Annotated in this window: 12 protein-coding genes and 1 tRNA gene; 10 read left to right on the forward strand and 3 right to left on the reverse strand. The window is 30.8% G+C overall.

Annotated features, from left to right (window positions below):
* Positions 1-49 precede the first annotated feature (49 nt).
* From TAGGR_RS03780 to TAGGR_RS03825, 10 genes are read left to right on the forward strand one after another with little or no spacing between them, the layout of a single operon-like run.
* Complete coding sequence (locus tag TAGGR_RS03780) at positions 50-1,147, forward strand: glycosyltransferase family 4 protein (RefSeq protein ID WP_059176018.1); 1,098 nt, start codon at positions 50-52, stop codon at positions 1,145-1,147.
* On the forward strand, positions 1,144-2,232 hold the full coding sequence (locus TAGGR_RS03785) for a glycosyltransferase family 4 protein (protein WP_059176019.1): 1,089 nt from the start codon (positions 1,144-1,146) through the stop codon (positions 2,230-2,232). Before TAGGR_RS03780 ends, TAGGR_RS03785 begins: the two co-directional genes overlap by 4 nt.
* Entirely contained in the window at positions 2,222-3,013 is a 792-nt protein-coding gene (locus TAGGR_RS03790) for a polysaccharide deacetylase family protein (protein ID WP_059176020.1), read from the forward strand. The genes TAGGR_RS03785 and TAGGR_RS03790 overlap by 11 nt, the downstream gene beginning before the upstream one ends.
* The gene (locus TAGGR_RS03795) at positions 3,007-3,774 is read left to right on the forward strand and encodes a hypothetical protein (RefSeq protein WP_059176021.1); all 768 of its coding nucleotides are present in this window, start codon (positions 3,007-3,009) and stop codon (positions 3,772-3,774) included. The genes TAGGR_RS03790 and TAGGR_RS03795 overlap by 7 nt, the downstream gene beginning before the upstream one ends.
* Complete coding sequence (locus TAGGR_RS03800) at positions 3,771-4,604, forward strand: GT-D fold domain-containing glycosyltransferase (protein WP_161936170.1); 834 nt, start codon at positions 3,771-3,773, stop codon at positions 4,602-4,604. Before TAGGR_RS03795 ends, TAGGR_RS03800 begins: the two co-directional genes overlap by 4 nt.
* Positions 4,594-5,709 carry a glycosyltransferase gene (locus TAGGR_RS03805; protein WP_059176023.1) on the forward strand — a complete coding sequence of 372 codons (1,116 nt, stop codon included), beginning with the start codon at positions 4,594-4,596 and terminating at the stop codon, positions 5,707-5,709. The genes TAGGR_RS03800 and TAGGR_RS03805 overlap by 11 nt, the downstream gene beginning before the upstream one ends.
* Positions 5,696-6,664, forward strand: a complete 969-nt coding sequence (locus TAGGR_RS03810) for a CgeB family protein (protein ID WP_059176024.1) — start codon at positions 5,696-5,698, stop codon at positions 6,662-6,664. Before TAGGR_RS03805 ends, TAGGR_RS03810 begins: the two co-directional genes overlap by 14 nt.
* On the forward strand, positions 6,651-7,679 hold the full coding sequence (locus TAGGR_RS03815) for a glycosyltransferase family 9 protein (RefSeq protein ID WP_059176025.1): 1,029 nt from the start codon (positions 6,651-6,653) through the stop codon (positions 7,677-7,679). Before TAGGR_RS03810 ends, TAGGR_RS03815 begins: the two co-directional genes overlap by 14 nt.
* Entirely contained in the window at positions 7,666-8,889 is a 1,224-nt protein-coding gene (locus TAGGR_RS03820) for an O-antigen ligase family protein (RefSeq protein WP_059176026.1), read from the forward strand. The genes TAGGR_RS03815 and TAGGR_RS03820 overlap by 14 nt, the downstream gene beginning before the upstream one ends.
* Positions 8,886-10,013 carry a glycosyltransferase family 4 protein gene (locus tag TAGGR_RS03825; RefSeq protein ID WP_059176027.1) on the forward strand — a complete coding sequence of 376 codons (1,128 nt, stop codon included), beginning with the start codon at positions 8,886-8,888 and terminating at the stop codon, positions 10,011-10,013. Before TAGGR_RS03820 ends, TAGGR_RS03825 begins: the two co-directional genes overlap by 4 nt.
* Positions 10,014-10,266: 253 nt before the next feature.
* Here the strand turns inward: TAGGR_RS03825 and TAGGR_RS03830 are convergent.
* The 3 genes from TAGGR_RS03830 to TAGGR_RS03840 form a co-directional block, all read right to left on the reverse strand.
* Positions 10,267-10,354: transfer RNA gene (locus TAGGR_RS03830), tRNA-Ser, on the reverse strand.
* A 20-nt stretch (positions 10,355-10,374) separates the two neighbouring features.
* The gene (locus tag TAGGR_RS03835) at positions 10,375-11,604 is read right to left on the reverse strand and encodes an ABC transporter permease (protein WP_059176028.1); all 1,230 of its coding nucleotides are present in this window, start codon (positions 11,602-11,604) and stop codon (positions 10,375-10,377) included.
* Complete coding sequence (locus TAGGR_RS03840) at positions 11,601-12,284, reverse strand: ABC transporter ATP-binding protein (protein WP_153000438.1); 684 nt, start codon at positions 12,282-12,284, stop codon at positions 11,601-11,603. Before TAGGR_RS03840 ends, TAGGR_RS03835 begins: the two co-directional genes overlap by 4 nt.
* Position 12,285: the final 1 nt, after the last annotated feature.

Here is a 12,285-nt window from a genome sequence, read left to right on the forward strand (position 1 = left end):
AAAATTTTGGAAACTCGAACGAACTGTAAAACGAAGAGGTATAATTAAAATGAGAATACTTCACACTGAATGGTCAGAAGGATATGGAGGACAGGAAAGAAGGATTCTTTTGGAATGTAAAGGATTTAAAGCAAGAGGACATTATGTAGCAATAGCATGCAGGCCTCAAGCCAGGCTTTATAAGTGGGCAAAAAAAGAGGGTATTGAAGTTTTTGAGGTTCCATTCCATAAGGCGTTAGATTTTAAATCTATTTTTAAACTTATAAAAATTATAAGAGAAAAAAATATAGAAATTGTAAATACTCACAGTGGTATTGATTCATGGTGTGGAGGATTGGCTGCCAAGTTAGCTTCTGTTTCTGTCTTAGTTAGAACAAGGCACTTAAGTCTACCTTTAAAAAGGAATATCTTTAACTTCATTCATTATATGCCAGACATGATAATAACTTGTGGTGAGAATATGAGAAAAAATCTCATAAAAAATTGTGGATTTCCTCCAGATAAATTAATTAGTATTCCTACAGGAGTTGAGAATAAATTTTTCAGTATCATAAGAGATAAATCTTTGAAAAATAAGTATGGCTTAAAAGAAGACACGCCAGTTATTGTTAATATAGGAATTTTAAGAAGAGAAAAAGGACACGAGATAACTTTAAGAGCCTTTAAATTAGTTTTAGAGAAGATTCCAGAGGCTATGTTGTTAATTGTTGGTGACGGTCCATCAAAACCAAGAATATTAAAGGAAGTAGAGAACTTAAATTTAAATAATAAAGTCATTTTCACAGGGTTTATTGATGACCCTTCAGAAGTGTTGGCATTTGCAGATATCTTTGTTATGAGTCCTTGGCCTATTTCAGAAGGATTGCCCCAGTCACTTCTCCAAGCATTTGCAGCAGGTGTTCCAGCTGTTGCTACTTGCGTTGGAAGCATCCCTGAAGTTTTAATAGATAACAAAACAGGTTTATTAATTAAACCTGGGGATTATAGAGCAATGGCTGATTCTATAATTAAGATGCTCTATAACTATAAATGGGCCTTGGAGTTGGCGCTTCAAGGGAAAAAAATAGTGGAAGAAAAATATAGTGAAAAAGTTATGATATCTAAATTAGAAAATTTATATAAGGAGTTACTGAAAAGAAAGGTATGATTAACATATTACATACAGAGACACTTAAAAAATGGGGTGGACAACAAAAAAGAGTGTTGAGTGAGATAACTGAACTCAAAAAAAGAGGATATAAAATTGTGCTTGCCTGTAATAAAGACTCAGTTATAGCCAAGAAATCTAAAAATGAAGGGATAAAGGTATATGAGCTTGATTTTAAAAAGACAAATTATTTAAGGACTATTCCCAAATTGATAAAGATTATAAAGACCGAAAATATTGATATTATTTCAACTCATAGTTCAACGGACAGCTGGGCAGCAGGTATTGCTGCAAAGCTTACAGGAAGAAAGTTTGTAAGATTTAAACATAATATGTTTCCTATAGGTAAAGATCCGTTAACTAAGTTTATATATCATATTCCTGATAAATTTATTGCAATCAGTGATCCAATTAAAGATTTAATGGAGCAATATGGAATAGATAGTTCTAAAATTACAGTAATTCCAACTTCTGTGGATACAGAAAGATTTAATCCAGATAAAGTTAAAGATTTAAGGAATTACTTTTCAATTCCTAAAAATGCTATAGTTATTGGAAATATTTCTGGATTTGCAAAACAAAAGGCCCAGCATATTTTATTTCAAGCTTTTGATTTAGTGAGTAAAAAATATTCTTGTTTTTTATTAATGGCAGGGAATATTTCTGAGAGAGGGATGCAGGAATATCTTCATTTAGTAAGTAAAAGTATTCAAAACAAAATTATATTCACAGGATATAGGGAAGATATTCCTTCTATTCTAAAGTCGATTGATATATATGTTTCTTCAGCTATATCTGAAGGTTTATCTATAGCTGTTCTTGAAGCAATGGCAATGGAAAAAGCGGTTATTGTTTCTGATATACCAGCTTTTAAATCTTTTATTATTGATAACTACAATGGACTAATTTTTAAATCAGAAAATGTAGAGGATCTCGCGAATAAAATTTTATATCTGATAGAAAATGAAAATTTAAGAAAAAAATTAAGAAAGAATGCAAGAAAAACAATACTTGATAGATTCAGTTTAGAAAAAATGATAGAAGATACAGAAAAAGTTTATAAGAGTTTGGTTAATGCTGAATAACTCCATTCCTGTTGTCATGTATCATCATGTAATGCCTGGAAAAACAGAGTTGAATATTACTCCTGAGCTTTTTGAAGAGCAACTTTTAGCTCTCAATAGAAGTGGCTGGAAACCACTTGATGCAAAAGAATTTTTATATCTTATGGAACACCCTGAGGAGTCAAGAAAAAAATGTGTGCTCCTGACTTTTGATGATGGCTTTGTGGATAACTATCTTTATGCCTATCCTCTGCTTAAGAAATACAAAATGAAAGCATTGATGTTTGTGGCAACAGATTTTATAGCTGATTTAGATATTAAAAGAGATAGCTTTAAGGCTCTCACACACAAAGAGATGTGGAGGCTTGCCTTTTCCGAAAGAAAGCATGAAGTTATGTGTACATGGAATGAACTCAGACAGATGCAGTATGAAGGCATTTTTGATATACAGAGTCATGGACACACTCATAAAATACCTGATTTCATAAAAAATGCTAACTATGTGGCAGTGGAAGATGATTTAAGAATGGGGAAAGAGTTATTGATTAAAAATCTCGGAAAAGAGCCACTTCATCTTGCATGGCCCAAAGGAGTTTACGACACTAAGGCGGTTGAAATAGCTAAAAAACTCGGATTTAAGGCTCTTTATACAACTCAAAGAGGAGCAAATGTTTATGATTTAAATAAAGTAAAAAGACTACCAATTAAATGTAAAGGCGCGAGCTGGCTTATTCCGAAATTGAGGATTTATAGTTCCTCTTTTTTTTCAAAAATTTATTTAAAGGTGAGAACACATTGGTAGAATTAAAAAATAAAGTATGTAATGCTCATATCAAAAGAGAGCACAAAGAAGCTCTTGAGAAGTTGTCAAAAATTGCTGAGAATAAATCTTATCTTTTTTTACCTTTTAAAGGAATAAGAGATGAAATTTTTAATGAATTCTCAGAGTTTAAATTAAGATTGTTCTCTACAAGTCCAAAAACTTTAGTTTTAGAAGATTTAGATTTTAGAATAGTTTTTAAGATTATCTATATAAATAACTTAAAACATAGACTTTCAGGCTTTTTTGAAAATAAAGGTTTAAAGATTTACAGGCTTTCACAATATTTTAGAAAAAAAAATATAAAAATAGCTGAAGTTTTAGGTTATGGTAAGTTTCTGAAAAATCCCTTTTATGTTGTTCCGAAGATGAAAGGAGAATCTTTTTTAGAGATAGCAAAAAGAAATGATAAAAATGTTCTGGAATTATTTTATAAAATAATAGATGAGATTATAAAAATTCACAAAGAAGGTTATTTTATTGGAGATGCTAATATTAAACATTTTTTCTTTTTAAACTGCGAAGTTGAAGGAATTATAGATTTAGATTGTTTCAAAAAAGTTTATTTTTTAAAGAAAAATAGATTTTGTAGGGACATCGGATATCTTTTAAGACCTGAGTTACATTTATCAAAAGAGGAAATTAGGAAATTAGTGAGTTATTATTCTGGTATCATGATGTTCAATCATACAAATGTTTTAACAAAGATTGAATACTATCGAGCAAAAAGATGGAAAAATTGAAAAATGATATATCAATAAAAAGTGAAAGACCTGCTGAACCTATAAAGAGAAAAAGAACGATTAGAGCTAAGGTTCTAAAGAGAGTTGCAGATATATTCAACTTTTTTTACAGAGGTCCTATGATTTACAATGGTTTAAACTCTGAGGAATCAATAAATTTACTTCTCCAAAATAGAAAATCATTGATTAGATTTGGCAATGGAGAATCAGAAATCATGGCAGGATTTGATATGGGAACTCAAAGGTATCATCCCGAGTTAAGAAATTCATTGATAAAGATTTTAAATGAGTATTCAGAAAGTAGTAAATACTATTTAGCTTTAACAAACTGGAATCTTAAAGTGGATGTAAAAACACTGAAAAAAAGAAAAAACTATAAAATATGGAGATATATGAGATATTTTCTCTGGTATTTTGATATTCATGGAAAAAGTAAATTACCTTTTTTGGAAACAGATATGTTTAGAGTTGGAGAAGCTGGGTTACCAAATGAGTTGATAGAAAAACTCTGGCTTCCCTATGAATATATAATAGTAATCCATAACTCTGAAAAATACTTCAACTGGTTTAAAAGTAAGTATCCTTCCAAAACTATGTTTTTTATAAAAATTCCTGACCGAGATTTCTTTTTTGTTTTAGAACAGAAGCAAAGAGAAATTTTAGATATTTTTGCAAAATATGATATTCCTAAAAACAATTCGGTGATTCTTGTCTCAGCTGGTCCTGGTGCAAAGGTGCTATGTTACAATTTAAGCCAGATGGATTTTCTTTGTTATGATATGGGAAATTATTTTCACATGAGGTACAGGTTGGAGCAAAATGAAACTTAATGTAATGCATCTTATAGTTAGACTTCCAATCGGCGGAATGGAAAATATGTTATATCAAGAAGTTATAAACTATAACAAAACTCTTTTTAATCCAATAGTGTGTTGCATAAAGGAAGGTGGTTTTTTTGCAGAAAAGCTTATTGAAGAAGGGATAAAAGTGTATGTATTAAATAGAATGCAAAAGCACGGTTTTGACTTTAAGGCTGTATATGAAATATTTAAAATTTTAAAAAAAGAAAATATCCATATTCTCAGAACCCATGCCTATCATTCGAATTTGTATGGTAGAATTGCGGGGAAATTGGCAAAAACTCCTGTGATTGTTTGTACCCAGCATAATATGTATGGTGGGCTAAATAAACCTAAAATTCACAGAAGAATAATTAATTTTTTTCTATCTAAATTTTGTGATACTATAGTCGCTGTCTCTAATACAGTAGCCGAAGACATAAAAATGTTTGATAAAATCCCTCCCAATAAAATTAGAGTAATATATAATGGTATTGATATTGAAAAATTTACAATTAATATTAATAAAAAAGCTATCCGTTCTCTTTTAGGTTTACCTGAAAATAAAATTTTAGTTGGTACATTGGGAAGATTAACAAAACAAAAGGGTATAGAATACCTAATAAAAGCTCTGGAAAAAATTGATGTTTCCTTAGTCATTGGAGGAAACGGACCTCTAAAGAACGATTTAAAAGCCTTAGCTAAATCTTTAAAGATAGATTCATATTTTTTAGGCAAAGTTGATCCAGATAAAGTTCCTCTATTTCTTAACTGTCTTGATATATTTTGTTTTCCTTCATTGTGGGAAGGCATGGGTGTTACAGTTGTTGAAGCTATGGCAGTGGGATTACCTGTTATAGCTTCTGATTTGAAGCCTGTTAAAGAAGTATTAGATGACTGTGGTATATATTTCCCTCCTCAAGATATTGTAAAGCTTAGAGAAGCTATAGTTTCTCTTTTAGAAGATGAGCAAAAAAGAAAAATTTTGGGTGAAAAGGCAAAACAAAGAGCAAGGAATTTTTCTATAAAAAATACAGTTGCACAATATGAAAATCTTTTTTTAGAAATTTATAATAGAAAATATGGGAAATTTTAAAATAATACTTGCTACAAGTTTTGAAAAACCTTGGAATAATGGATGGTATTATAAATCAGGTTTTGAAAAAAATGGATATGAGGTTATTCCCTATACTCAGTATCAGAAAGGAAGTTTTTTAGAAAAAGTACAAAGTATTAAGCCTGATTTTATACTTATTACAAAAGATGAAATTGATATAGAAGTATTAAGTGAATGTAAAAAATATACAAAGCTTATCCAGTGGTATCCAGATCCGGTAATTCCAGAGTGGCTTATTCCTTATGTAAAAACTGTTGATCTTTTTTTTACAATGTCAGAAGGACTTGTTGAGAAGTTTAAAAAATACAATTCTAATACTTTCTGGCTTACACAGGCATTTGAACCAGATTTTTTCAAAATAAAAGAGATAACAGATAATGATATAAAAAAATATTCTTCTGATATCACTTTTATAGGTAATCTTGGCTCAAAGCCACAGTATCTGCCAAGAAGAAAAGCTTTAATGAAAGTTTTAAATGAGAGATTTAATCTTAAATGGTGGGGTCCGCCACTACCAAAAAAGATAAAAACTATCCCATTAATTTTTGGCAAACTTGGAAGAGCCTATGGTGGAGAGTTTGTTTATAATGAAACTTTTGCAAAGGTTTGTAAACTTTCAAAAATTTTTCTTGCCTTTGATTCAATGCCACATATTAGAAAATCAATGAGTGCTAGAATGTATACCGCTGTGGGTTGTGGAGCTTTTTATATGTGTCAGTATGTTCAGGGTATTGAAGAGGTTTTGATTCCTGATAAAGAGATAGTTACATTCAATGATTACGATGAGATGATTGATAAAATAAGATTTTACTTGCCTAAAGAAGATTTAAGAAAAAAGATATCAAAGGCTGGACAGGAAAGAGTCTTAAGAGAGCATACTTATGAAGTTAGAATAAAACAGATGATAGAGATTATTAAAAATGTATTATTTTGACAAGGATAAAATTAAAAATATATTGATTTTTATGACAGATAAACACATGGGAAATTTTGTTGTTTCTCTTCCAGCAATTATATCAGTTGTGAATTATTTTAATGAAAAAGTAAAAGGAATAGTCATAGATGAGTCTTATAAAGATATTGCTTTAGCTTTTTTTAAACAAGAAAAAGTTGTACTTTACAATTTGAGAAAAAGCAGATCAAAATTTGGTTCAGTTTTAAGTTTTTTAATTTTATTAAAAAAACTAAAAAGTGTCAAGCCAAGCTTATCAATAGATTTTGAAGGTAGAACAGGAGGAGCTTTTTTATCTCTTTTATCCGGAGCTAAATATAAAGTTGGTTTCAAAGGAGGTGAAAAATCTTATTGTTATAATATCAAAATTTCACCTAATGGATATATTCATAAATCAGAGTTTTATCTTTCCATCCCACAGAATTTGGGGATTCCTCTCATTAAAGAGTTACATCCAAAAATAAGGGAAGAGTGGTACAATTCTTTAGTTGCTAAATTAAATGAAGCTGGAATAATAGATTTTAACAATATTGTATGTATTCACCCGGGAGCAGGAAAAATTTATAAAAAATGGCCTCCTCAAAATTTTGCCTCTTTAAGTGATTACTTAATAGATAAAGGATACTCAGTAATTTTGATTGGTTCTCACAGAGACATGGAAGATATATCTCAGATTAAATCGTATATGAAAAACAAAGCTTATGATTTTTGCAACAAACTTTCTCTTGGTGAATTAATGGCTCTATTTAAAAATTCAAAACTTTACATAGGAAATGACAGCGGTCCTATGCATCTTGCAGCTTTGTTTGATGTTCCAATTATAGCATTATTTGGTTCAGCAGACGAGAAAAGATGGAAGCCGTTGGGAGAAAAAGTTAATGTTTTAAAGAGCTCTGAAAGATGTGAAAAATGCAGAGGTAAAGACTGCGAAAAAGATTTCAGATGTATCACGTCAATATCTACAGAGGAGGTAATTAATAAAATTGGACTTAATTAAACCTAAATTTGTAGAAAAAATATATCTTATAATGGAGTGCAATATTTATTCTGCTTTGTTACTTGCATTTTTATCAAAAGGTGAAGCAATTCTGAATGTTATGCTATTTCTTAATTTTGTTTTATGGTTAATTATTATAAAGTTTGATTTCTCAAAAGTATCTTTATTAAAAAATTCTGTCTCTATCTTTTTTTATCTTTATATACTCAGCATTATTATATCAACATTTTTTTCAATAAATCCTTCCTATTCTTTTTCACAACTTTTAAAAGACCCTTTAAAAGCATTTCTTTTTTTCCCTGTATTTTTATGGATTATTGATAATGAATCAAAACTTAAAAGGATAGCATTTGTATTTTTTCTTTTGTTGATTATTTATAATTTAAACGGCTATTACTCCTTTATTTTTAAAGATATTTACCATTCCGATACATGGCTTTTACATACTACTTTAAATCGTTATGGAGGTCTTCTTACCTTATTTATTCCTTTTGGAATTTTATACTTCTTTTATAAAGAAAATATATATCTTAAAATATTCAATATTTTACTGATGTTAGCTACGATATTTGCTATAATTTTAAATGCCACAAGAACAGCTTACTTGAGTTTAATTATAGTTTTATTTCTTTGGAGCATTTTTTACTTCAGAAAAAATATTATAAAAGGATTTGTTTTAATTTTTTTATCTTTAAGTATAGTGGGTATTGCAGGATGGTATTCATCTGATTTTGTCAAAACAAAAATAATTAAGACAAAAGAAGACATAAATACTTTTAACTACAGAACAATTGGATGGTTATCTGCAATAGAATCATCACTAAATCGTCCTATAATCGGATGGGGGTATGGTAAAAAGATATTTCACGAAGATGTTCCTTTTTTGGACACATCCTATAAAACTTCCCCTAAAAAACTAAACATAGGACTTGAAACACCTCACAATACTTTTTTTGCTATTTTATTTCAGCAAGGTTTTTTAGGTTTTTTAACATTTATGGGAGTATTTTTTTTCACAATAAAAAATCTTTTGTTTAGATTAAGATTTGATAAAAACTTTTTGAATTTAATAAGATTTTCAGTTTTAACATCGTATATTGGATATTTTGGTATTTTTGCATTTTTTAATCCGACCAAATTTTTTTATTTTTCAATTTTCACAGTACTAAGTTTGTCAATTTTTAACATTTTAAGAAAAATTAACAAATGAAAATAGCAATAGTTAGAAAAAAATATACATTTCATGGAGGAGCTGAAAGCTATATAAATAGCTTAATAAAATATTTAATTGAAAAAGGACACGAAATTTATATATACAGCATAAAATGGCAGGCACCCTCAGATACGGCTCTACCTGTAACTTTTAAAAAAATTCCTGCTATACCTTTAAACTCTTTTCTTAGAGATTTAAGCTTCGCAGTTTTTGGCTACTTTATTTTAAAGAAAGATCGCAAAAATCTTGATATAATTCAGGCTCATGATAAAATATTAATTCAGGATATTTACAGAGCTGGTGACGGATGCCATATTCAGTGGCTTAAAGAAAGATGGAAAAGAGTTTCATTCATCAAAAAAATAACCATAGCGTTAAATCCATATCACTGGCTGATTCTTTTGATTGAAAGAACCATATTTAAAGGGAAAAAATATAAAAAAATAATTGCTATATCTGAAATGGTTAAAAAAAATATAGTTGAAAACTACAGCGTTGACCCAGATGATATAATGGTAATCTATAATGCTATAGATTATGCAAAATTTGCAGAAATAAATAAACAACAATACAGAAGACAGATAAGAGAGAAATTTGGCATAAATGATAATGAATTTGTATTACTTTTTGTTGGCTCTGGATTTGAAAGAAAAGGAGTAAAATATCTCATAGAATCTGCTGAAAAGGTTAGATATCCATTAACAGTCTTAATTGTTGGTAAAGGGGATTCTGAAAAATATAAAAAATATATTAAGAACCAAAAGATAATTTTTACTGGTCCACAAAAAGAAGTAGAAAAAATTTATGCTGCTGCAGACTTGTTTGTTTTTCCCACAATGTATGAACCTTTTGGTTTGGTGGTTCTTGAGGCAATGGCATCAGGGCTACCTGTAATTACAACAAAACTTAGCGGAGCAGCTGAATTAATAATTAATTATCAAAATGGTTTTGTTATAGATGCGCCAGAACAAATTGATAAAATTGCAGAATATATATCGCTATTAATTGAAGATAAAGAATTATATAAAAAGCTTTCAGAAGAGTCAAAAAATACAGCATCTTTATTCACAATGGAAAGACATTTTAAAGAATTAGAAAAACTTTACGAAGAAATAATCTAAAAAAACTCTAAAATTACAACAATAAAATAAAACTTAATCCTTTTATTTTTTCTATCTTTTCATTTATATTATAGCCTCTAAATAAATCACAGGCAAAGTATGGGATAAAGTTTTTATTAGTAAAGCAGTATGCTTGGTTAAATGTATATTATGGATTTGTAATAAACAGCAGACAATTTAAAGAAAAACGAGTTATGAAGCATACAAGATTGAAAATGTGTGATTAAATTTTTAACTGTCAATGTCAGGTTAACGGAGGGGGAGGGATTCGAACCCCCGGTAGGGTGTAACCCTACAGCGGTTTTCAAGACCGCCGCCTTAATCCACTCGGCCACCCCTCCAGATTTTTTATTATAACAAATTACTCATATCTCAATGCATCAATGGGATTAAGCATAGAGGCTTTATAGGCAGGATAAAATCCGAAGAAAATGCCTACAAAGGCTGAGAAAGAGAAGGCTATAAAAGCTGAAAAAGGAGAGATACTTACAGGCCATTGCATTAAATTAGAAACAATTAAAGAGCCTGCAATTCCTAAAAGAAGTCCAAAAATTCCTCCTATCATTGTTAAAAAAACAGATTCAATGAGAAATTGCATTCTTATATCCTTTGGCTTTGCTCCCACTGCCATTCTTATTCCAATTTCCCTTGTTCTTTCAGTAACAGAGACAAGCATTATGTTCATAATTCCTATTCCGCCAACAATTAATGATACAGAAGCAATTGCACCAAGAAGAATTGACATGGTTCTGGTTGATTCTTCAGCAGTTTTAAGCATTTGAGTTAGGTCCATTACTGTGAAATCATCTTCCTGACCCTGTCCAATTCTATGCCTCTGTCTCAAAAGTGATTTAATCTCATCTGTTGCCAAAGGAATTGACTCCATAGACTGAGCCTTTGCATAGATTAATCTTACTCTGCCTGGCAAAATATTACCAAAAAGTGTTCTCTGAGCTGTGGTAATGGGGACATATATTATGTCGTCCTGGTCCTGTCCTGTGAGAGATTGTCCTTTTTTACCAAGAACTCCAACAACTTCAAAGGGTATTTTTTTTATTCTTATTAATTTGCCAATTGGTTCAAGATCTCCAAATAGTTTTTCACTGACAGTCTGCCCAATTACTGCTACTTTTGTTCCACTTCTTACATCCTGTTCTGTTATGAATCTTCCAGAGACGATTTCCCAGTCTCTAACAGTGGTCATTTCCGGGGTCGTTCCAAGCACAGCTGTTGACCAGTTCTGATTTCCGAATACGACCTGTGCTGTTCCAGATATTACTGGAGCTACTGCAGAGACATTAGAACACTCTTTGGCAATAGCTTCAGCATCTGCCATTGTAAGGGTTTGCTGCGTTCCTGTACCCATCCTTATACCACCCTGCGTGGTTGCTCCTGGAAGAATAAGAATTAGATTGCTTCCTATACTTGATATCTGAGTAGAGATTTTTTCTCTTGCACCCTGACCAATTGCAATCATTGTTACAACAGCACCAACACCTATTATTATTCCCAGTATGGCAAGAAAAGAACGCATGGCATTGTTGATAAGAGAACGTACTGCTATGTTAATTATAGAGGAAATGGCTATCATGACTGAGTATCACTTATAATTTTACCATCAAGAAATCTTATCTGTCTTTTACCAAAAGCTGCAATATCTGGCTCATGAGTAACAATGATTGTTGTAAGTCCCTGCTCTTCATTGAGTCTCTTAAAGATTTCCATTATTTCTATGCTTGCCTTTGAGTCAAGATTCCCTGTTGGCTCATCTGCAAGTATTATTGAAGGATTATTTACAAGTGCACGGGCAATGGCAACCCTTTGTTGTTGTCCTCCACTTAGTTGTCTTGGATAGTGATTTGCTCTTTCTTTAAGTCCAACTCGGGAAAGAGTCTCCAGGGCTTTTTCTTTTCTTTCTTTTGCAGGAACTCCTGCATAAATAAGAGGAAGTTCGACATTCTCAAGTGCTGTAGCTCTCGGAAGTAGATTAAACTGTTGAAAAACAAAGCCTATTTTTTTGTTTCTTATCTCAGCAAGCTCGTTTACATCCATCGTTGAGACATCTATTTCTTCAAGATAGTATTTGCCTGAGGTGGGAGTGTCAAGACAGCCGATTATATTCATAAAAGTTGATTTACCTGAGCCAGATGGGCCCATTATACAGACAAACTCTCCCTTTTCAATTGAAACAGAGATACCGTTTAAAACTATCAATTCCTGTTCTCCAATTCGGTAAACTTTTGTAACATTTTCAACTTTTATAACTGGCATA

This window comes from Thermodesulfovibrio aggregans (genome assembly GCF_001514535.1).
Lineage (GTDB): Bacteria > Nitrospirota > Thermodesulfovibrionia > Thermodesulfovibrionales > Thermodesulfovibrionaceae > Thermodesulfovibrio > Thermodesulfovibrio aggregans.

Bases quoted from the DNA above. Each gene is read 5' to 3' on its own strand.
- TAGGR_RS03835 (WP_059176028.1), bottom strand. From the start codon at position 11,604: ATGATAGCCATTTCCTCTATAATTAACATAGCAGTACGTTCTCTTATC.
- TAGGR_RS03785 (WP_059176019.1), top strand. From the start codon at position 1,144: ATGATTAACATATTACATACAGAGACACTTAAAAAATGGGGTGGACAA.
- TAGGR_RS03790 (WP_059176020.1), top strand. From the start codon at position 2,222: ATGCTGAATAACTCCATTCCTGTTGTCATGTATCATCATGTAATGCCT.
- TAGGR_RS03840 (WP_153000438.1), bottom strand. From the start codon at position 12,284: ATGCCAGTTATAAAAGTTGAAAATGTTACAAAAGTTTACCGAATTGGA.
- TAGGR_RS03815 (WP_059176025.1), top strand. From the start codon at position 6,651: ATGTATTATTTTGACAAGGATAAAATTAAAAATATATTGATTTTTATG.
- TAGGR_RS03810 (WP_059176024.1), top strand. From the start codon at position 5,696: ATGGGAAATTTTAAAATAATACTTGCTACAAGTTTTGAAAAACCTTGG.
- TAGGR_RS03780 (WP_059176018.1), top strand. From the start codon at position 50: ATGAGAATACTTCACACTGAATGGTCAGAAGGATATGGAGGACAGGAA.
- TAGGR_RS03825 (WP_059176027.1), top strand. From the start codon at position 8,886: ATGAAAATAGCAATAGTTAGAAAAAAATATACATTTCATGGAGGAGCT.
- TAGGR_RS03805 (WP_059176023.1), top strand. From the start codon at position 4,594: ATGAAACTTAATGTAATGCATCTTATAGTTAGACTTCCAATCGGCGGA.